This window comes from Ferrimonas sediminum, from assembly GCF_900100175.1.
Lineage (GTDB): Bacteria > Pseudomonadota > Gammaproteobacteria > Enterobacterales > Shewanellaceae > Ferrimonas > Ferrimonas sediminum.
The window spans coordinates 343,287-363,466 of sequence record NZ_FNEM01000001.1 but is presented as its reverse complement, the minus strand read 5'-3'; the positions used below and the strand labels follow the sequence as shown (position 1 = coordinate 363,466).

The window sequence follows — 20,180 nt, the reverse complement described above, 5'->3', positions numbered from 1 at the left end:
ATGCAGCGGGTTTTCCAGTCCTTGTGCTCGCGGCGAATTAACGCTTGGAGAACTGTGGACGACGACGTGCTTTACGCAGACCGACTTTCTTACGCTCAACCTCACGGGCGTCACGAGTAACGAAGCCAGCTTTACGCAGTGCAGGACGCAGAGTCTCATCGTACTCCATCAGAGCACGAGTGATGCCGTGACGGATTGCACCGGCTTGACCAGTGATACCACCACCCTGAACAGTTACGTAGATGTCCAGCTTCTCCAGCATTTCAACCAGCTCAAGAGGTTGACGAACAACCATACGAGCAGTCTCACGACCGAAGTAAACGTCCAGAGTACGCTTGTTTACAGTGATGTTGCCACTACCAGCTTTGATGAATACACGAGCGGTAGAGCTCTTGCGGCGGCCAGTGCCGTAGTATTGAGTTTGTGCCATTGCCAAAATCTCCGTATTAGATGTCTAGTACTTGAGGCTGCTGAGCTGCGTGAGCATGCTCGTTACCTGCGTACACTTTCAGCTTACGGAACATGGCACGACCCAGAGGGCCTTTCGGCAGCATGCCCTTAACCGCTTTTTCAATGATCATTTCAGGCTTGCGAGCCTGCAGATCGTTGAAGTTGATCTCTTTGATACCGCCAGGGTAACCAGAGTGGCTGTAGTACATCTTGTTCTGAGCCTTGTTACCGGTAACGGTAACTTTCTCAGCGTTGATGATTACGATGTAGTCACCGGTATCAACGTGAGGAGTGTATTCTGGCTTATGCTTGCCGCGCAGGCGACGAGCAATTTCAGTGGCCAGACGACCCAGAGTTTTGCCATCGGCATCGATGACGAACCAGTCGCGCTTTACGCTTTCTGGTTTTGCAGTAAAGGTTTTCATCAGACTAATAACCCAAATTAGCTGTTACACATCAGCGTACTGTCGGGGCCGACAATACGCCCTATGTTGGTTTCTTCCGTGCCCCTTCGAACACATCGGAACCGAGTGTCGGTTGATAAATCAACCATTCGTAACGTGGGCAGGGCGCGAATTATAGAGTAAGGCGCCGTAAAAATCACCCGTTTTTTACAGCCAATTCGCCAGGGACACACTTTTCCCTGGCTCGGGAAGGACCGGCAGCACTCCTGCCGCCTTAAAAACCGCACTAAGGCAGGTGGGGGCGGGCCAGGTAGTCGTGGCTCTGCATCTCCTGCAGCCGGCTCAGGCAGCGGCGAAACTCAAACTCCAGCCCGCCGCCCTGATACAACTGCTCCAGCGGCACTTCGCTGGAGATGATCAGCTTCACCCCGCGTTCATAGAATTCGTCCACCAGCGCCAGGAAACGCCGGGCAATGTCGTCACCAGTCAGCTGGGCCCCCATGGCCTTGACGCCGCTGAGCAGCAACGAATGGTAGCAGCGGGCCAGCTCCATGTAGTCTAACTGGCTGCGGGGACCGTCGCACAACGCCATGAAATCCACCAGCAATACGCCGTCCGCTTGCCGGCGTACGGAAATGGTTCGCCCCTCGACCTCGATGTCGCCACCGTAATGACCGGCCTCCGGAGCCAACTGCTCGAAGTAGCGGTGCAGGTTGTCGTCCGCCTGCTGATCCAGGGGGGAGTGGAAGATCTCCGCCTGCTCCAGCGCCCGCAGGCGGTAATCGATGCCATGATCCACATTGACCACCTGGCAATGCTGCTCTATCAGGTCGATGGCCGGTAGGAAGCGGGCCCGTTGCAAGCCGTTGCGGTACAACTCCCGGGGCGGAATATTAGAGGTCGCCACCAGCACCACCCCCCGGGTGAACAGGGCCTTCATCAGCCCCCCCAGCAACATGGCATCGGTGATGTCCGACACGAAGAACTCATCGAAACAGATCACCTCGGCCTCATCCGCCAGCGTCTGTGCCACCCGTTCCAACGGATTGGCCTGATCCTTTAACTGATTCAGCTCCTGATGGACCCGGTGCATGAAGCGATGGAAATGGATACGCATTTTGCGCTGCAGCGGCAACACCTCAAAAAACGTATCCACCAGGTAGGTTTTGCCCCGGCCGACGCCGCCCCAGAAATAGAGCCCCCGAACCGCCGGCTGTGGAGCGGGTTTTCCAAGCCAGCCCCCCAACTTACCCAGTAAGCCCGGTTCGAACTGGTCTCGGGCCAGCAGGGCATCGTACAGTTGTTGCAACTGTTCAACGGCGTGGCGCTGAGCCGGGTCGGGGTGAAAATCCGGTCGGGAGAGATCCGCCTGATATAGTTGTAGGGGGGTAGCCTGTGGCACTTCCATGGCCCTCGTCACTGGTCGTAGCTTTGAGTGGTCATAGTACCATGGCGGCCCAAGCCGATGTATAGTTGGTCTATAACAAGTAGATAGTGCTAATTTTTTTGGCCTTAATTTACGGGTCGGTTTGGAGTAGATATGAATGAAGTTTGGATAGTACTGGCCCTGATTGTGGGATTTGGCATCGGTTACGCCGTCCGCTGGCGCACCTCTGGCACCCCCGCCGATGCCCACAGTGTGAGGCAAAAGCTGGAAAAAGCCCGTTTTGAACTGGATCAACAGCGACAGGAGATGGCGGATTATTTTGAGCAGTCCCACGCCACCCTGCTGCAACTGAGCCAGGATGTGGACAGGGCCAACCGACTGTGGAACGAATCGGCCTCACACCTGTTTGAGGAGCAGCTCAGCACCGCCAAGTTGCCGCTGCACCAACCTGATCCAGAGCCGCTGACCACCGAAGATCAGCAGCCCAATGATTACGTTCACGGCTCTCACGGCATCATCAGTCCTCGGAAAAAAGTCAGCTGACCAGGGGAACTAAAGCGGTCGCGAGGGGGTCGATAAGCAAGTAGAAATATTTGCTGAAATACGGAGAATTTTTATAGATGAATAAGTCTGTTGCCGTGCTGACCGCCGCGATTTTCGCCGCCGGAGTATCTCTGTTTCCCGCCACCAGCCACGCCGCGTTGCCTCTGGTGGTTGAGGGGCAGCAACTGCCAAGCCTGGCACCGATGATTGAGCAGGTGGGTCCTGCCGTGGTGTCGGTGTCGGTGTCCGGCACCCAGGTTTCCCGTCAGGAGATTCCTGAGCCATTCCGTTACTTTTTCGGCCCCAACGCGCCGCGGGAGCGCGTCCAGGAACGCCCTTTCCGTGGCCTGGGTTCCGGGGTCATCATCGATGCCGGTGAAGGCTACATCGTTACCAACCACCACGTTATCGACGGCGCCGACAAAATTCTCATCAGCCTCAGCGACGGTCGCGAGTTTGAAGCCGAACTGATCGGTTCAGACCAGAGCAGCGATGTGGCCCTGCTGAAAGTGGACGCCGACGATCTCACCGAAGTGAAACTGGCTAAGTCCGATGGCCTGCGGGTGGGTGACTTCGCGGTCGCCATTGGTAACCCCTTCGGCCTGGGACAGACCGTGACCTCCGGCATCGTCAGTGCTCTGGGGCGCAGTGGCCTTAACATCGAAAGCCTGGAGAACTTCATCCAGACCGATGCCGCCATCAACAGCGGTAACTCCGGTGGCGCACTGGTGAACCTTCGCGGCGAGCTGATCGGCATCAACACCGCCATTCTGGCCCCGAGCGGTGGCAACGTCGGCATCGGTTTTGCCATCCCCTCGGACATGGTCCGGGGCCTGACCCAGCAGATCATCGAATTCGGTGAAGTGCGCCGCGGTGTGCTGGGTGTGCTTGGCCGCGAACTGGACAACGAAACCGCCAAGCTGTTTGGCCTCGAGTCCCAGCATGGCGCGTTCGTCAGCCAGGTCGTCCCCGACTCTGCTGCGGCCAAGGCGGGCCTGAAGGCTGGCGACATCATCATCAGCGTCAACGGCCGTAAGATTCGCACCTTCTCCGAACTGCGGGCCAAGGTGGCCACCATGGGCGCTGGCAGCAAGGTGGACCTCGGCATCATTCGCGACGGCGATCAAGAGACCGTCAAGGTCACCCTGAGCGAAGCGGAAGGGGAAAACGTCAAGGCCAGTGTGGTTCACCCCGCCCTAGAAGGCGCCAAGTTGTCCACCTACCACCAGGATGGCATCGAAGGGGTGGCCATTACCGAACTGGAGGAGCGCTCAGCCGCTGCCCGCCAGGGACTGCGTAAGGGGGACATCATTCTCGGCGTCAACCGCGAGCGGGTACAGAGCCTGAAAGAGCTGCGCAGCCTGCTGGAAGATTATGAAGGGGCACTGGCACTGAACATCCGTCGGGATGACAGCAACATGTACCTGATTATCCGCTAACCCCAATGCCCGCCATGAGCCGCTGCCTTTCCGGCGGCGGCTCATTTTTTGTGTTCCTTCGATGTGATACCCTCTTGCTTTCATTCATCAATATTATTAAGACCATGGCAAAGTTCCTGCTCTACATTGCGAAACCGATTCTGGCCGGGCTGGTGCTGGCCATCGCCATCGTGCTGTTGAGTCCCAACCTCAGGCAACAACTGCCGGATTTGAACTGGCCCAGCAGCCAGGTCAATCGCACCAGTTTCGCCCAGGCGGTTAAGCGCGCCTCCCCCGCCGTGGTCAATATCTACTCCCGTACCCAGAATACCGCCTTCCCGAATCAGTCCACCGACGCCGGTCTGGGCTCGGGGATCATCATGCGTAAAGACGGTTACGTGCTCACCAACTACCACGTAGTGAGCGGCGCCGACCTGATCTATGTGGCGCTGCAGGATGGCCGCTGGGGCTCGGCGGTGATGATCGGTGCCGATCCCTGGACCGACCTGGCGGTGTTGTACATCGATACCGAAGGCCAGTCCCTGCCCACCATCCCTTACGACCTGCAGCGCCAGCCAGAAATTGGCGATGCCGTGCTGGCCATCGGCAACCCCTATAATCTGGGCCAGACCATTACCCAGGGGATCATCAGCGCCACCGGTCGCTTTGGCCTCAGCTCCCGTTATCAGGATTTCATCCAGACCGATGCCGCTATTAACCAGGGCAACTCAGGGGGCGCACTGGTGGATGCCGACGGCTACCTGGTGGGGGTGAACACCGCCAACTACAACGTCGGCGGCGAAAGCGGTGTCGGCATCAACTTTGCCATTCCGCTGCAACTGGCCCACCACGTCATGGAAAAACTGATCAAAGATGGCCGGGTGATTCGCGGTCACCTCGGGGTCAGTGCGTCACCGCTGGATCCCACTCGAGCACGATTAATGGGCATCGCCAACACCGACGGTGTGCTGCTGACCAACATCGATCGCAACAGTCCGGCCGCCCGCGCCCGCTTGGCCGCTGGCGACGTGATCACCGAACTCAATGGCCAGAAGCTCGAGGGGGTCAATGCCATGATGGATGCCATCGCCGAGACCCCACCAGGCACCGAGGTCAACCTGACCCTGATTCGCAATGGCAAGACACTGCGACTGCCGGTGACCATCGGAGAAGTGCCCCCCTATCAGGGGCCGGCACGCTAAACGCCACGCTACACAACAAAACGGCTCGTCAGTGAGCCGTTTTTTTATCGCAAGAACATGAGCCCTTCAGGCATGGCAGCGCCCCTTATCCGCGGCTCTGCTGCACCACCGGCAGCGTCACCCCCGGCAGGCGCCCGGCCGCGCGCCCTCGGTGTCGAGGAAGTACCCTGGTAGCAGTGATCAGTCCTGTCGCTCATGTTCCAGCAGCGCCTGCTTGAGCGCCACTCCCCCGGCGTAGCCAGTCAGGCTGCCGTCTTTGCCGATCACCCGGTGGCAGGGCACCACCACCGCCACCGGATTGCGGCCATTGGCCGCCCCCACCGCCCGCACCGATTTCGGGCGTTCGATACGCTCGGCGATCTCGGAATAGGCACACGTTTCGCCATAGGGAATCTCAACCAGTGCCTGCCATACCTGCTGCTGAAAAGCCGTGCCACGCATATCCAACGGTAGATCAAAGCGTTGCCGCCGACCTTGGACGTATTCCTCGAACTGAGTCCGCACCGGTTGCAGCGCCTGGGGGCAGCGCTGCCAGTGGGCTTCAATGGTCAACGGCTGCGCGCCCTGCTGAAACCCCAATGCCACCAGGCCTTTGTCCGATACCACCGCCACAACCTCTCCCCAGGGAGTCGGCCACTGATCGTACTTCATGTTGATTCTCCTAAAGATTGCCACAATGCCATCACGGCATAGGCACGCCAGGGCCGCCAGGATTCCGCCCGCACCCGGGTCTGCGCCGGGCTGCCCTTCTCCAGTTTAAGGGCATGATACAAGCCGAGATCCGAGGCGGGAAAGCCATCGCTCTCCTGCAAACCCCGCATGCACACGTACTGTGCCGTCCAGTCACCAATGCCGGTCAGGGTCTGCAACCGCTGCACACGGGTCGGCAACTCGCCATGGCCGGCTTCAAAGCCCTCGGTATAGCTCCGGGCAATGCCCTGAAGCCAACGGGCCCGGGTGGCCGTGAGCCCCACTCCGGTGAGATCGGCATCGGCCAACTGCGCTGGCGACGGAAACGTCCGTGATAAACCCGACGCCCCTGGCAATGGCTCTCCGAAACGCTCACACAGCCGGCTCAATATCGTTCTGGCGCCTTTGACGCTGATCTGTTGACCGACAATGGCCCGCACCACAGCCTCAAACTCACTCCAAATTCCCGGCAATCGCAGCCCGGGATGGCGGCGCCAGATCGGCCCGAGATCCGGGTCGTTGGCAAACGCCTGCCACAGCGACTGCGGATCGGTATCCAGATCAAACACCTCCCTGACCCGCTGTACCAGCGCCCGCAGGCAGCGGGGATCATCACAATGGATCGTCAGGTTCAGCCGGCAGTGTTCGAGATCCGGTGACAGTTCGAACCACCCCCGTTGCTGTCCCAGTTGTATGGCACGGCAATAGCGGTCGGCCTCGACCCGCTCCACCCCGGGCAACGCCCGGGTGCGCAGAAACGCCAACAGCGCCTGCCAGTCAAACGGGGGGCGGAACCGCAGCTGCACCCGGCAGCCGGAACCAGAAACATCAGCACGACGCCGAATGTCGGAGGGGGTCAAGGAAAACTGGCGCTGAAACGCGTCATTGAAGCGGCGACGGGAGCGGAACCCACAGGCCTGGGCTACTGCCAATACCGGCAACCGGCTCTCCGTCAGCAACTGTTTCGCAAACAGCAGGCGGTGATTCAGGGCATAGGCCAGCGGCGACACCCCCAGGTGTTTGTCAAACAGGCGCCTCAGATGACGGTCACTGACTCCGAGCCGCTCGGCAAAAGCCGTCAGCGACGGCATCGGCTCGCCGGCATGAATCAACGACAACGCCCTGGCCACCGTGGTTTCCGTTCCCCGCCACGCCGGGCTGAACGGCGCACTCTCCGGGCGACAACGCAGGCACGGGCGGTAGCCGGCCTTTGCCGCCGCGGCCGCATTGGCAAAATACTCGACGTTAGCGGATTTCGGGGCCGGAGCAGGACACACCGGCCGGCAATAGATGCCGGTGGTTTTCACGGCGGTAAAAAAGCGGCCGTCAAAGCGGTGATCCCGGGCCAGGCGCGCCCGTTCACATTGGGAATGAGTCAGTGTCATGGGGCCACTGTATCACAGCCCCACCCACCAATGAGCCAGATCCGGACACCAATGGCCGCAGCTCCAAAATCCCCGAGTCCGTACAACGGTCATCGGCCACAGCAGCACCGGACAACAACTCAGCCAGGATAACAACCGACGGCGATACGCGGTATACCGCCTTCATGGTTGCCGCCTCCACAGGCGGCCGGCATCACGGTGATCAAAACCGGATAACCCATGCACACCGGCAAAAAGGGAAGGCCAGACGCTGTTTCGAGTGGGTTTACAGGCAACAAAAACCCCGACACCGTCGGGGTTTGGGGATCCTACCGAGTCGCGGCATCGATGCCGCAATCGTCCAGAGCGGCCGGTTACACTCTCCGGCCCAACATTCTCGATAGGGTGCCATCGCCATCCATCAACTGGTGCTTCAAGGCACCGGCCACGTGCAGCGCTACCGTCAGCGGCGCCAGTTGCTGTTTTGAGTCCTTCATAACACTCTCCTTGTTGGTCTCTGTCCCTATGCTAAATGGCCATCTTGAGGATGTAGAAATGAAACCCCTCCGCCCTTGTAACGGAAGATGTCAGACACAAAAGTCCACAGGCCAATGTGACTCACCGCCGCATTCAAACAAAAATCGCCAATGTGGATAAATACCTGCAGATTCTCCACAAATTTTTCACATTACATCCTCCCTAATCCCGTCAAACAAACATTTTCCTTTAAATTCATAGGCATAAAAATGACACATTGCAAAATATTGACACTTTCAGGGCTGCTTAGCCTGCTCGCAGCTTGCGGAGGTAGCTCCGGCTCTTCGGCTCAACCAGAACCGCTCACGGGCTACCTCAAAGATTCTGCACTGGCGGGCGTCAATTACCACACTCCCAGTCTGAGTGGCCTTACCGGCCCCAATGGCGAGTATCAGTACCGGGAAGGCGAGCAGGTGACGTTTCATATCGGCACCCTTCCTCTGGGCGATGCGCCAGGGGCCCCACTAACCACTCCGGTTGAGCTATTGGCGCAACATGGATTCGGTGACACAGAGGTCACCAATATGGTGCGGTTGCTGATGGCGCTGGATACCGATCAGGATCCCGTCAATGGCATCCAGATCGGCAATGAACTGCGCAATCAACTTAAACAGCAGATTGATGCCTCGGGCTTAACCCTCGACGAAGCCAACATGACGTCGCTGTTGTCGCAGTTGAACATCTTCGATGATCAAGGCAACACCACTGACGTTAGTCTGCCAACGGCACTGCAGGCACAAGCGCATCTGGAAAACACCCTGAGATGTGGATATGCCGGGCTCTATGTCGGCCAATACTCAGGGGATGACACCGGCTTCTTTGCCGCCGCCGTCGACCCCGTGTCCCTGACCGTCAGGGGCTCGCTGCACAGCAGTCAGCCCTACCAACCTCTTTTTGGCATAGAAGCCAGCGCTCCCATATTTCTGGAGGAGCCCGCCGCACCGCTGTCCATGGGCATTACCGGTGCTGGTAGTGACGCAGGCTTTCTCGGTACCATCTCAAATTACTCAGAGATATCCGGCAGCTGGATCTGGCCGGATGTCCGAAGCGGCGGCGATTTTCAGGCAGAAAAAGTGATTCCAGACGACGAGGGCGCCCAATTCAAATACGTGGGTACCTACAGGGTCAATCCGTTAGGTGGGACTCCGGCGGACGGCGTCATTCAGATTCTGATCCATGAAAATGGTGTGGTGGATGTGGATTACATCAATATCTTCGATGAAGAACACACTCATGTGCAGACCCAGATGACTCAGGGCCAGGTGGAATTTACTCTGTATGATGCGTTTTTTGAGCGCCAGCCGAGCTTTACCCTGCCGTTGTCTGTGCAGGCCGGCGAAGTGGTCGACCAAGTTCTGTCCGATGACTACAACGGCAACGACTATCACTTCGAATTGAGCAGTTGCCGGCTCTGAGTCCCAATAAAAAAGCCGGCGGTCAGCCGGCTTGTTTCTTAGTATGGGTCGATAAACCTACTTCAGGCGCACCACATTGGCACCGAGCCCGGCCATCTTATCTTCGATGTGCTCGTAGCCGCGATCCAGGTGGTAGATGCGATCGACGATGGTGGTGCCCTCTGCCACCAGCCCGGCAATCACCAGGCAGGCAGACGCCCGCAGATCCGTCGCCATCACCTGGGCACCGGTCAGTTTCGCCTCGCCCTTAATCAGGCAGGTGTTGCCTTCCAGGTCTACATCGGCGCCCATCCGCTGCAGCTCGGGAATGTGCATAAAGCGGTTTTCGAAAATGGTTTCCGTCACCTTGCTGACCCCCTGTGCCACCACATTCAGGGCACAGAACTGGGCTTGCATGTCAGTGGGGAAGGCCGGGTGGGGCGCAGTCTTAATATCCACGGCCAGGGGCGCTTTACCGCCCATGTCCAGGGCGATCCAGTCGCTGCCGCGCTCAATCTCGGCGCCCGCTTCCTGCAGTTTCAGCAACACCGCATCCATGGTCTCCGGCGCCGCCTTACGGCAGACAATGCGTCCACCGGTCGCCGCCGCCGCCACCAGATAGGTGCCGGTTTCGATGCGATCCGGCATCACCTCATAGTGGATACCGGACAACCGCTCCACCCCTTCAATCACCAGGGTATCGGTTCCGGCGCCTTTGATGTCGGCTCCCATGGCGTTCAGGCAGTTCGCCAGATCCACCACTTCCGGTTCCCGGGCTGCGTTTTCAATCACCGTGGTGCCGTCAGCCAGTGCCGCCGCCATCATCAGGTTCTCGGTACCGGTCACCGACACCATGTCCATCAGGATGGTGGCGCCTTTGAGGCGACCGTCGATGCGAGCCTTGATGTAACCCTCTTCGACAGAGACCTCGGCTCCCATCAACTGCAAACCATGAATGTGCAGGTTCACCGGGCGGGCACCAATGGCACAGCCACCGGGCAGGGACACGTCTGCACGGCCATATTTCGCCAGCAACGGACCCAGAATCATGATCGAGGCGCGCATGGTTTTCACCAGGTCATAAGGTGCCACGTATTGATCGATGGTCTGGGGGCGGATGGACACCACGCCTTGGGACAGCTCACTGACGTCGGCACCCAACTGGCGCAGCAACTGGCAGCTGGTGTTGACGTCACGCAGCGCTGGCACGTTGCCAATGCGCATCTCATCGTCCGCCAATACCGATGCCATCAGAATCGGCAAGGCCGCATTTTTTGCACCCGAAATGGTGACTTCGCCGGCTAAGGGGCCGGCTGCCCGAATTTGCAATTTATCCACGCTATATCAGCCAGCTCACATGTTAAACATTTTTTCACGTTGCCATTCCGCTGGCGTAAAAGCTTTGATGGTCAAAGCATGCAGAGTTCCATCTGTGATCTTTTCCATCAATGGAGCGTAAACAGCCTGCTGGCGTTTTACTCGGCTCATGCCGTCAAAACAGGCCCCGACAACCACCACTTTATAGTGAGTGCCTTCGGCAGTGACGATCACATCGTCCAGGTCCATGGCCTGGCGCAGCATATCGGCGACTTCATTGTTCTGCATTACGCTTTCCCTCGAGCTTCGCTATGCGATAGCTAAAAAATCAATATCATACAGGTCCAACAGGGCTCGTACGCCTGCTGGCACCCCAATCCACGTCAGTGACTGTCCCCGGCCTTCGGCCTGGCCAACCCAATCCAGCAGCAACGCCACACCGGCGCTGTCGCACCGGGTCAGCCCGGACAGGTCAATCTCGGCTATGGCGTCCGTCAGGGGCGACGATGTTGGTCCGCAAAAACGGCTGACCGTATCCAGGGTCAACTGGCCCTCCAGGCACAAGCGGCGGCCGGAGGCACGAGCACTAACGGTCATTGGCTCTGTCCTGTGGTCGCCACAATACCTTGTCGATTGCGCTCAGCCAACTGTTCAGTGACAGAATCGATCCCCTGCTGCCGGATAAGACCGCCAAGCTCCGCCTGCTGTGATGCCAGCAAGCTGATGCCTTCTGCAACAAGATCAAATACCTTCCAGTTACCCTTCTTATTTTTTCTGGCCTTAAACTGCAGATCCACCGGCTCACGCTGCTTCTCGATCAGTTTCACGTCGATGGCCACGATCTTGGCATTGCCATAGGGCTTCTCCGGAGCAAACTCCAAAGTCTGGTCGGTGTATTTGTCAAACGCACTGGCAAACGTCGCCAGCATGTACTCTTTAAATTCGGCGGTAAACTTGTCCCGCTGGTCGCGGGTGGTCTTGCGGGCATGCACCCCCATCACCTTGTAGGCGGCATACTTGTAATCGATGTAGGGCAGCAGCTCTTCATCGATCAACTGGCGTACCTTAACCGGATCGCTATCCAGTTCGTTGCGCTCCTGACTCAGCCTGGTAAACGCCTGGTCAGCCACCTGTTTCATCATTTCATAGGGATCGGTGTAATCCTTGGCCTGTACCGAACCCATCCCCATTACCAGCATCAGGGCCAGTTGCAAAATTCGCTGCATCATAGTCTGCTCTCCCGATTAACCTTTGTTGCCACTGCTGTACAGGAACTGGCCAATGAGTTCCTCAAGCACCATGGCACTGCGGGTGTCTTCCAGGCGATCGCCATCGGCCAGCAGCTCAGATTCGTCATCCATAAAGCCCGGGGTCAGGCCGATGTACTGTTCCCCCAACAACCCTGAGGTCAGAATTGAGGCACTGCTGGTATCGGTAAACTGATCAAAGCGACTCTCAATGGCCAGGGTCACAACCGGAACCAATAATTCGGGATCCAGATCGATGTGTGCCACACGGCCAACCACCACGCCACCCACCTTCACCGGTGAACGCTCCTTCAGGCTGCCGATGTTGTCGAACTGAGCGGTCAGCATATACACATTGGTGTGGGCGCGGGGATCGATGTCCGCCACCTTAAAGACCAACACCAGAAACGCGATGATGCCGGCCAGCAAAAAGCCCCCCACCGCTAATTCAATTTTTCTATTCGTCATGCTAATTCCCAAACATCAATGCGGTCAGCAAAAAATCCAATCCCAGAACAGCCAGAGAGGCGTGTACTACGGTATCTGTGGTTGCCCGCCCCAGCCCTTCGGCGGTCGGCAGGGCGTTATAGCCTTTATAGGTGGCAATCCAGGTCACGACGGTGGCAAACGCCACCGACTTGATCAGGCAGTTGACGATGTCCTGACGCCACTCCACCTGAGCCTGCAAGATTGACCAGAACGCACCATCGTCGATGCCTTTCCACTCGACGCCGACCAGGTGGCCGCCCCAGACACCCACGGCCACGAACATCAGCGTCAGCAGCGGCAGCGAGATGACGCCGGCCCAGAACCGGGGCGCAATCACCCGCCGCAGCGGATCCACCGCCATCATCTCCAGGCTGGCCAGCTGCTCGGTGGCCTTCATCAGGCCAATCTCCGCCGTCAGCGCCGAACCGGCACGGCCGGCGAACAGCAGCGCTGCCACCACCGGTCCCAATTCACGCAGCAGCGACAGCGCCACCATCGGGCCCAGGCTCTCTTCGGTACCAAAGTCCACCAGGATGGTATAGCCCTGCAGGCCGAGCACCATGCCAATAAACAGGCCGGAAACGAGAATGATCAGCATCGACAACACGCCGACGCTGTAGATTTGCCGGGCCAGCAACGGCCACATTTTGCGGGGCTCGGGTTTGTGTACCAGGGCTCCCACCAGCATCAGGGTGGCACGCCCCATGGAACTCAGGGTCTCCAGACCCGTGCGCCCCAATCGCTGAATCATCTGAACCATCATGAGTTAAGCAACTCCTGTTGATACTCCGGCGCCGGATAATGGAACGCCACCGGTCCGTCCGCCTGCCCCCGGAGAAACTGTTGCAGCTGCGGTGAATCCGCCTGTCTCAGGCTGTCAGCGTCGCCGGCACCAATCACCTGACCATCGGCAATCACATAGGCGTAATCGGCAATGGACAGCACCTCCTGTACGTCATGGCTCACCACCACAGAGGTCAGCGACAACGCCTCACTCATCTCCTTGATGAGCTTCACCAGTACCGCCATGGAGATGGGGTCCTGGCCGGCAAACGGCTCGTCGTACATCACCAACTCCGGCTCCAGGGCGATGGCCCTTGCCAGCGCCGCCCGGCGCTGCATGCCGCCAGACAGCTCCGACGGCATCAGGGCGGCCGCGCCCCTCAGCCCCACGGCTTCCAGCTTCATCAGCACCAGTTTACGAATCAGTGTCTCGTTGAGGTCGGTGTGCTCCCGCAGCGGGAAGGCGACATTGTCGAACACCGACATGTCGGTGAACAGCGCCCCGGACTGAAACAACATGCTCATGCGACGGCGCAGTCCAAACAGGTCACTGCGACTTTGCCGATGCAGATCCTTGCCATCAAACAGCACCCGGCCCGAATCCGGCAGCAGTTGGCCGCCGATCAGCTTCAGCAAGGTAGTCTTGCCGATGCCGCTGGGGCCCATAATGGCCGTCACCTTGCCTCTGGGGATCACCAGATCCAGGCCTTTAAATATCTGTCGCGTCCCGCGGCTGAAGGTCAGCCCCTGGACGTCAATCAGGTTGTCTGGGTTATCCACTAAGAAATTCATTCCCTTACACGGGTCTTTTCGACCGGAATATGGCAGATTATCAATATTCAGTTAGGAATATAACTAATCGGACCGAATTTCCGTTGTAAAATGACGTAAATCAAATGGGCCAGAGCAGTAAACCCGCCCTCTAGATAACTGAACAGGCCGACAGGCAGCCCATCGGGTTTCCAAGTTTGATTCTACGGAGTCCTCTTTTTGCCCACAACAAGCGGGCCCGGCCTTTTCTTTTCAAAATGTTCGGGCGACAATGCGCCTCTTCAATGCCAGGGCTTTTAATCATGTTTCTCAATATTCTGATGCTGCTGGGCGGGCTGGCGCTACTGGTCTGGAGTGCCGACCGCTTCGTCTATGGCGCCGCCGCCATTGCCCGCAATCTCGGGCTGCCGTCGTTGATCATCGGCCTGACGATCGTCTCCATGGGCTCATCGGCACCAGAGATGATGGTATCAGTCACCGCCGCCCTGGAAGGCAAAGGCGATACCGCCATCGGCAACGTCCTGGGCTCCAACATCGCCAACATCACCCTGATTCTGGGCCTCACCGCCCTGTTGCGGCCTCTTGTGGTCGGCAGCAACACCCTGCGCCGGGAGATGCCGCTGATGATGGCTGGCACCCTGCTGGCCGGGTACCTGCTCAGCGATCAGCACCTGAGCTACTTCGACGGCGCACTGCTGCTGTGTGCCTTTACCCTGATTCTCGGCTACCTGTGCACCAGCGCCTGGCGCCACCGGGAAAACGATCCCATGGCTAAGGCCAGCGAGGATGAGATCCCCACCAACCTGCCCACCAGCCATGCCACGTTCTGGTTACTGCTGGGAATGGCGCTGCTGCCGCTGGCCTCCAACTGGATGGTGGACGGCGCCGTCGGCATCGCCCAGTGGTTCGGCATGTCGGATCTGGTCATCGGCTTGACCATCATCGCCATCGGCACCAGTCTGCCGGAACTGGCGGCCTGCATCGCCGGGGTACTGAAGAATGAAGACGACCTGGCCATCGGCAATGTGGTCGGCTCCAATCTGTTTAACATCCTGGCGGTGCTGGCGATTCCGGCCCTTTTGGCCCCCGGCAGCGTCGACGCCAATGCCGCCGGCCGCGACCTGTACGTCATGCTCGCTACCAGCCTGGCGCCGCTGCTGATCCTGTGGATGAAGAAGCGTCAGGTGCTCGGCCGTATCGAAGGGCTGATCTTACTTATCATTTTTATCGCCTACCAAGGCATCCTGTTTACGCAGGCCGGCTAGAAGGAGCTTTGTAATACCATGGCCACCCCCTCTCAATTGCGCCAATGGGCGCGAGAAGTTATCGACGTAGAGATTGAAGCACTGCAGGGACTGCAGCAGTACATCGATGACGCGTTTGTTGCGGCCTGCGAACTGATGCAACAGTGCAAGGGAAAAGTCATCGTCATGGGCATGGGCAAGTCCGGCCACGTCGGCAACAAGATCGCCGCCACCCTGGCCAGCACCGGCACCCCGTCCTTCTTTGTTCACCCCGGAGAAGCCAGTCACGGCGATCTGGGCATGTTGACCGAAGGCGATGTGGTCCTGGCCATCTCCAACTCAGGTGAAGCCAGTGAGATCATGACCCTGATGCCGGTGATTCGCCGTCTTGGCATTCCGGTCATCGCCATGACCGGCAAACCCGACTCCAGCATGGCCAAACTGGCCCAGGTTCACCTCAATATCAAGGTGACCAAGGAGGCCTGCCCGCTGGGACTGGCCCCCACCTCCTCCACCACCGCCACCCTGGTGATGGGCGATGCCCTGGCCGTGGCGCTGCTGCAGGCCAAAGGCTTTACCGCCGACGACTTCGCCCTGTCTCACCCCGGCGGCGCTTTGGGCCGTAAGCTGTTGCTTCGGGTCGACGAACTGACCCACACCGGCACTCAACTGCCGGCGGTATCAGAAAGCGTCACCATCTCGGAAGCCCTGCTGGAGGTCTCCGCCAAGGGCCTGGGCATGACCTGCGTCCTCGATGACGACGGCCACCTCAGCGGCATCTTTACCGACGGCGACCTGCGCCGGGTCCTGGATGCCCGCATCGACATTCACGCCACCGCCATTGGCGAGGTGATGACCCGCAACCCCATCACCCTGGCGGACAACCTGCTGGCTGCAGAAGCCTTAAAGCTGATGGAAGAGAAGAAAATCAACGGCCTGGTGCGCGTCTCCCCGCAAGGGCAGCCGCTGGGAGCCCTCAACATGATGGATATGCTTAAGGCAGGAGTGCTGTAATGAATCACATCGATACCCTCTACGGCCCTGTCAGCCAACAGGCCTTTGAACTGGCTAAAGGCGTGCGGTTGCTGGTCTGTGACGTCGACGGCGTGTTCTCCGACGGCCGCATCTACCTCGGCAACAACGGCGAAGAGTTGAAGGCATTTCACACTCGGGACGGTTTCGGCATCAAGGCGCTGCAAGCCAGTGGCGTCGACGTGGCGGTGATTACCGGCCGCAAATCCGACATCGTGCAGCGACGCATGACGGCCCTCGGCGTCAAACACATCCACCAGGGGGTGGACAATAAGATCGAGGCTTACGAGCAGCTGAAACGTCAGTTGAACGTCAGTGATGACCAGTGCGCCTACATTGGCGACGATCTGGTGGATACGCCGGTCATGACCCTGACCGGGTTGTCGGTTGCCGTTAATGACGCCCACCCGCTGGTGCGTAAGCAGGCTACACTGACAACGGTAACCCGGGGCGGCTTCGGCGCCGTGCGCGAGCTGTGTGATCTGATCATGGCTGCCCAGGGCACTCTGGAACATGCCCAAGGAATGAGCGTATGAAACGCGAAGCCCTGGCCATCGCCCTGTTGTTCGGTGCCGCGTCGTTCCTGACCTGGCGCTCCATGGTCCTCAAGGATCAACTGACCGACGAGGTGAAGCCAAGCTATCAACCGGACTTCATTGCCGAAAACCTGAAAAGCCGAATCTATTCGGAACAGGGACACCTGAATGCCGAAATCGCCGCCGACGAGATGGAGCACTACCAATCGCTGGCGCTTACCCGGCTGACCAAGCCGGAGTACCTGCTGTACCCTCAGGACAGCCAGGGGCAGTGGCGCATCCAGGCAAAACGAGGCCAGTTAAGCGACGGCCGCCATGTGGTTCTGGAAAATGATGTTATCATCACTGCCATTGAGCCCAATGAACCGCTGAAAACCCTAACCACCAGCTATCTTGAGCTGGATCTGGAAACCATGATCATGACCTCCAACCGCCAGATTCTGGCCACCGGAGAGGATTTTGAGATCAATGCCAAGGGCTTATGGGCCGATTTGAATTTGAACAAGGTAGAACTGAAGAGTCAGGTATATGCCATCTATGAAACCAATTAAACTGCTGCTCACTGCCTTGCTGGTCATTGCCAGCACCAGCGCCCCCGCCCTGGAAAGCGACACCCGGGAGAAGGTGGAGATCAAGGCGGACAAGTCCAAAGCCGACCTGCCCAACGGCACCATTGTCTACTCCGGGCGGGTACGCATCTCCCAGGGCACGTTGCTGATCAATGCCGATGAACTGCGGGTAGAGGCCACCGACAACAAAGACGTCAAGGTACTGGTCGCCACGGGCACACCGGCCACCTATCAGCAGATGATGGAGAACGGCAAACTGGCGGAGGCGGAAGCCGGTGAGATTCGCTACAGCCTGCAGGACCGCATCCTGACCCTGAGCCACAACGCCGAGATGCGCCAATCGGGCAGCCTGGTGAAAGGCGATACCATTCAATACGATCTGGACCAGCAAAAGCTGCTGGCCGAAAGCAGTGGCGACGAACAGATCACCACCATCTTCCTGCCCGCCGATGCGGATCTGAAACCGGAGCCGGAGCCAAAGCCAGAGCCGGAACAGGCCCCCGTGGAGCCCAAGCAAGGTGAGCAGCAACCATGAGTCGTTCAACCCTGACTGCAGAGAAGCTGGCCAAGGCCTACAAAGGCCGGGAAGTGGTCAAAAATGTCGGCCTGGAGGTCAGCACCGGCCAGATTGTCGGCCTGCTGGGCCCCAACGGCGCCGGTAAAACCACCACCTTCTACATGGTGGTCGGCCTGGTGCAAAACGATCGTGGCCGCATCCAGATTGACGGCGAAGACATCACCCTGTTGCCGATGCACAGCCGCGCCCGCAAGGGCATCGGCTATCTGCCCCAGGAGTCGTCGATCTTTCGCAAACTCTCCGTCTACGACAACCTGATGGCCGTCCTGCAGACCCGTAAGGGCTTGAGCACCAGCCAACGGGTCGAGAAGCTGGAGCAGTTGCTGGAGGAGTTCAACATCACCCACATCCGCGACAGCCTCGGCATGAGCCTGTCCGGCGGTGAGCGGCGCCGGGTGGAGATCGCCCGCGCCCTGGCGGCGGATCCCAAGTTCATTCTCCTCGATGAACCCTTTGCCGGTGTTGACCCCATTTCGGTCATCGACATTAAGAAAATCATCCAACACCTGCGGGATCGGGGGCTGGGCGTGCTGATCACCGATCACAACGTGCGCGAAACCCTGGACGTGTGTGAGCACGCCTACATCGTCAGTCACGGTGAGTTGATTGCCCAGGGTGAGCCAGCTGCCATCCTGGAGAACAAGCTGGTGCGCTCGGTATACTTGGGCGATCAGTTCAAGCTATAGTAATTGGTAGGCAGGGCAACCTGGACACAACTACACAAAAACAAGGAAAAGGACGGGTTGTTGTAAATGAAAACTTCTCTTCAGCTGAAACTGGGGCAACAACTCACCATGACTCCGCAGCTGCAGCAGGCCATCCGGCTGTTGCAGTTGTCGACTCTGGATTTACAGCAAGAGATCCAGGAAGCGCTGGACTCCAATCCCCTGCTGGAAGCCGACGAAGAGTTTCTGGCGGCCCCCGCCAGCGCTGACGCCCCCGAAGCCAGCGACAGCGGCAATGAGCTGGATGTGGCCCCCGAACCTGCCAGCCTCGACACCAGCGAAGCCCTGTCCCAGACCGACATGCCCGATGACCTGCAAGTCGACACCTCCTGGGACGAATATTACACTTCGGCCCCCACCTCAAGCGGCAGCGCCAGCCGCGAAGACGACATGCCGTTCCAGGGCAGCACTTCGGACTCGCTGCAAGACCACCTGTTATGGCAGATGGAACTGACGCCGATGTCGGACACCGATCGCGCCATCGCCATCGCCATCATCGACGCCACCGACGAGCGGGGCTATCTGACCCAGAGCAGCGACGAGATTCTCGAGGCCATGGGCGACGACGACATCGAACTGGACGAAGTGGAAGCGGTACTCAAACGGGTACAACGATTCGACCCCATCGGCGTCTGCGCCCGGGATCTGGGCGAATGCCTGCTGGTGCAGCTGAGCCAGTTCGACGCCGACACCCCGTGGAAAGCCGAAGCCGAGATGCTGATTAAAGAGCACATGGATCTGCTGGCCAACCGGGACTTTCGCGGCATGATGCGTAAAACCCGCCTCAGTGAGGAGGAGCTGAAGCTGTCCATGGAGCTGATTCAGACCCTCAATCCTCGCCCGGGCAGCGCCCTGATCTCCGACAACGACCAGTACGTCATCCCCGACGTGGCCGTCAGTAAGAAAAAAGGCCGCTGGGTGGTGGAGCTGAACCCGGAGACCATGCCGAAGATTCGCATCAACGAACAGTACGCTGCCCTCAGCCGCCACAGCCGCAACCAGGCCGACAGCCAGTTTGTCCGCGGCCACCTGCAGGAAGCGAAGTGGTTCATCAAAAGCCTCGAAAGCCGCAACGACACCTTGTTGAAAGTGGCCAACTGCATCGTTCAGTTCCAACAGGGGTTTCTGGAGTACGGCGACGAAGCGATGAAGCCCATGGTACTCAATGACGTCGCCGAAGCGGTCGACATGCACGAGTCCACCATCTCCCGGGTCACCACCCAGAAATACATGCATACCCCCCGTGGCATCTTCGAATTGAAGTACTTTTTCTCCAGCCATGTCAGCACAGAAAACGGCGGAGAATGCTCTTCCACCGCAATTCGTGCTTTAATTAAAAAATTGGTTGCTGCAGAGAACCCGAGGAAGCCTCTCAGCGACAGTAAGATGGCGGAGCTGCTGGCAGAACAGGGAATCAAGGTTGCACGGCGAACCATCGCCAAATACCGAGAAGCCCTGTCTATTGCTCCCTCAAATCAGAGGAAAAGCCTGTAAACGGCTA

Annotated in this window: 24 protein-coding genes; 11 read left to right on the top strand and 13 right to left on the bottom strand. The window is 58.7% G+C overall.

The genetic code is table 11. The annotated features are described in order from the left end of the window. Positions 1–37: 37 nt before the first annotated feature. The 3 genes from rpsI to zapE form a co-directional block, all read right to left on the bottom strand. The gene (gene rpsI, locus BLT77_RS01665; RefSeq protein ID WP_028111496.1) at positions 38–430 is read right to left on the bottom strand and encodes a 30S ribosomal protein S9; all 393 of its coding nucleotides are present in this window, start codon (positions 428–430) and stop codon (positions 38–40) included. A 16-nt stretch (positions 431–446) separates the two neighbouring features. Next, positions 447–875 (bottom strand): 50S ribosomal protein L13, encoded by a 429-nt coding sequence (rplM, locus tag BLT77_RS01660; RefSeq protein ID WP_090360963.1) that lies wholly within the window; start codon positions 873–875, stop codon positions 447–449. 265 nt (positions 876–1,140) lie between these two features. Next, entirely contained in the window at positions 1,141–2,256 is a 1,116-nt protein-coding gene (zapE, locus tag BLT77_RS01655; RefSeq protein WP_090361345.1) for a cell division protein ZapE, read from the bottom strand. A gap of 138 nt (positions 2,257–2,394) precedes the next feature. Between zapE and BLT77_RS01650 the strand changes: the two genes are divergently transcribed. The 3 genes from BLT77_RS01650 to degS all read left to right on the top strand — a co-directional run bounded on the left by BLT77_RS01650 (position 2,395) and on the right by degS (position 5,404). Then, positions 2,395–2,784, top strand: coding sequence for a Z-ring associated ZapG family protein (locus BLT77_RS01650; RefSeq protein WP_090360960.1), 390 nt, complete (start codon positions 2,395–2,397; stop codon positions 2,782–2,784). A gap of 77 nt (positions 2,785–2,861) precedes the next feature. Then, on the top strand, positions 2,862–4,223 hold the full coding sequence (locus BLT77_RS01645) for a Do family serine endopeptidase (RefSeq protein WP_090360956.1): 1,362 nt from the start codon (positions 2,862–2,864) through the stop codon (positions 4,221–4,223). Positions 4,224–4,327: 104 nt separating this feature from the next. Further along, a complete protein-coding gene (degS, locus tag BLT77_RS01640) occupies positions 4,328–5,404 on the top strand; it encodes an outer membrane-stress sensor serine endopeptidase DegS (RefSeq protein ID WP_090361342.1) in 1,077 nt (358 codons plus the stop codon). A 180-nt stretch (positions 5,405–5,584) separates the two neighbouring features. Here degS and BLT77_RS20560 read toward each other — a convergent pair whose 3' ends face one another. The 3 genes from BLT77_RS20560 to BLT77_RS20555 all read right to left on the bottom strand — a co-directional run bounded on the left by BLT77_RS20560 (position 5,585) and on the right by BLT77_RS20555 (position 7,955). After that, positions 5,585–6,055 carry a methylated-DNA--[protein]-cysteine S-methyltransferase gene (locus tag BLT77_RS20560; RefSeq protein WP_090360948.1) on the bottom strand — a complete coding sequence of 157 codons (471 nt, stop codon included), beginning with the start codon at positions 6,053–6,055 and terminating at the stop codon, positions 5,585–5,587. After that, positions 6,052–7,479 carry a DNA-3-methyladenine glycosylase 2 gene (locus tag BLT77_RS01630; protein WP_090360945.1) on the bottom strand — a complete coding sequence of 476 codons (1,428 nt, stop codon included), beginning with the start codon at positions 7,477–7,479 and terminating at the stop codon, positions 6,052–6,054. The genes BLT77_RS20560 and BLT77_RS01630 overlap by 4 nt, the downstream gene beginning before the upstream one ends. A gap of 353 nt (positions 7,480–7,832) precedes the next feature. Then, on the bottom strand, positions 7,833–7,955 hold the full coding sequence (locus tag BLT77_RS20555; RefSeq protein ID WP_281241945.1) for a hypothetical protein: 123 nt from the start codon (positions 7,953–7,955) through the stop codon (positions 7,833–7,835). Between the two features lie 249 nt (positions 7,956–8,204). Between BLT77_RS20555 and BLT77_RS01620 the strand changes: the two genes are divergently transcribed. Continuing rightward, positions 8,205–9,410 carry a hypothetical protein gene (locus BLT77_RS01620; protein ID WP_143026531.1) on the top strand — a complete coding sequence of 402 codons (1,206 nt, stop codon included), beginning with the start codon at positions 8,205–8,207 and terminating at the stop codon, positions 9,408–9,410. A gap of 57 nt (positions 9,411–9,467) precedes the next feature. On the opposite strand, the gene murA is transcribed toward BLT77_RS01620, so the two are convergent. The 7 genes from murA to BLT77_RS01585 are packed head-to-tail and all read right to left on the bottom strand — an operon-like array spanning position 9,468 to position 14,017. Next, positions 9,468–10,727: a UDP-N-acetylglucosamine 1-carboxyvinyltransferase gene (gene murA, locus BLT77_RS01615; protein ID WP_090360936.1), complete on the bottom strand. Its 1,260-nt coding sequence runs from the start codon at positions 10,725–10,727 to the stop codon at positions 9,468–9,470. Between the two features lie 15 nt (positions 10,728–10,742). Further along, on the bottom strand, positions 10,743–10,994 hold the full coding sequence (locus BLT77_RS01610) for a BolA family protein (RefSeq protein WP_090360932.1): 252 nt from the start codon (positions 10,992–10,994) through the stop codon (positions 10,743–10,745). A gap of 21 nt (positions 10,995–11,015) precedes the next feature. After that, the gene (locus BLT77_RS01605; protein WP_090360929.1) at positions 11,016–11,303 is read right to left on the bottom strand and encodes an STAS domain-containing protein; all 288 of its coding nucleotides are present in this window, start codon (positions 11,301–11,303) and stop codon (positions 11,016–11,018) included. Then, positions 11,300–11,935, bottom strand: a complete 636-nt coding sequence (locus BLT77_RS01600) for an MlaC/ttg2D family ABC transporter substrate-binding protein (protein WP_090360926.1) — start codon at positions 11,933–11,935, stop codon at positions 11,300–11,302. Before BLT77_RS01600 ends, BLT77_RS01605 begins: the two co-directional genes overlap by 4 nt. Before the next feature lie 15 nt (positions 11,936–11,950). After that, on the bottom strand, positions 11,951–12,421 hold the full coding sequence (gene mlaD / locus BLT77_RS01595) for an outer membrane lipid asymmetry maintenance protein MlaD (RefSeq protein ID WP_090360922.1): 471 nt from the start codon (positions 12,419–12,421) through the stop codon (positions 11,951–11,953). A gap of 1 nt (position 12,422) precedes the next feature. Then, positions 12,423–13,202, bottom strand: a complete 780-nt coding sequence (mlaE, locus tag BLT77_RS01590; protein ID WP_218126887.1) for a lipid asymmetry maintenance ABC transporter permease subunit MlaE — start codon at positions 13,200–13,202, stop codon at positions 12,423–12,425. Continuing rightward, positions 13,202–14,017, bottom strand: coding sequence for an ATP-binding cassette domain-containing protein (locus tag BLT77_RS01585; RefSeq protein WP_090360919.1), 816 nt, complete (start codon positions 14,015–14,017; stop codon positions 13,202–13,204). Before BLT77_RS01585 ends, mlaE begins: the two co-directional genes overlap by 1 nt. A 281-nt stretch (positions 14,018–14,298) precedes the next feature. On the opposite strand from BLT77_RS01585, the gene BLT77_RS20420 reads away from it, so the two are divergent. The 7 genes from BLT77_RS20420 to BLT77_RS01550 all read left to right on the top strand — a co-directional run bounded on the left by BLT77_RS20420 (position 14,299) and on the right by BLT77_RS01550 (position 20,173). Further along, the gene (locus tag BLT77_RS20420; protein ID WP_090360916.1) at positions 14,299–15,261 is read left to right on the top strand and encodes a calcium/sodium antiporter; all 963 of its coding nucleotides are present in this window, start codon (positions 14,299–14,301) and stop codon (positions 15,259–15,261) included. 18 nt (positions 15,262–15,279) lie between these two features. Further along, complete coding sequence (locus tag BLT77_RS20415) at positions 15,280–16,254, top strand: KpsF/GutQ family sugar-phosphate isomerase (RefSeq protein WP_090360910.1); 975 nt, start codon at positions 15,280–15,282, stop codon at positions 16,252–16,254. Further along, the gene (gene kdsC, locus BLT77_RS01570; RefSeq protein WP_090360907.1) at positions 16,254–16,808 is read left to right on the top strand and encodes a 3-deoxy-manno-octulosonate-8-phosphatase KdsC; all 555 of its coding nucleotides are present in this window, start codon (positions 16,254–16,256) and stop codon (positions 16,806–16,808) included. The genes BLT77_RS20415 and kdsC overlap by 1 nt, the downstream gene beginning before the upstream one ends. Continuing rightward, entirely contained in the window at positions 16,805–17,359 is a 555-nt protein-coding gene (gene lptC, locus BLT77_RS01565) for an LPS export ABC transporter periplasmic protein LptC (RefSeq protein ID WP_090360904.1), read from the top strand. The genes kdsC and lptC overlap by 4 nt, the downstream gene beginning before the upstream one ends. After that, complete coding sequence (lptA, locus tag BLT77_RS01560; protein WP_176819156.1) at positions 17,346–17,912, top strand: lipopolysaccharide transport periplasmic protein LptA; 567 nt, start codon at positions 17,346–17,348, stop codon at positions 17,910–17,912. Before lptC ends, lptA begins: the two co-directional genes overlap by 14 nt. After that, positions 17,909–18,640, top strand: coding sequence for an LPS export ABC transporter ATP-binding protein (lptB, locus tag BLT77_RS01555; RefSeq protein WP_090360899.1), 732 nt, complete (start codon positions 17,909–17,911; stop codon positions 18,638–18,640). The genes lptA and lptB overlap by 4 nt, the downstream gene beginning before the upstream one ends. A gap of 66 nt (positions 18,641–18,706) precedes the next feature. Next, entirely contained in the window at positions 18,707–20,173 is a 1,467-nt protein-coding gene (locus BLT77_RS01550) for an RNA polymerase factor sigma-54 (protein WP_090360896.1), read from the top strand. Positions 20,174–20,180: the final 7 nt, after the last annotated feature.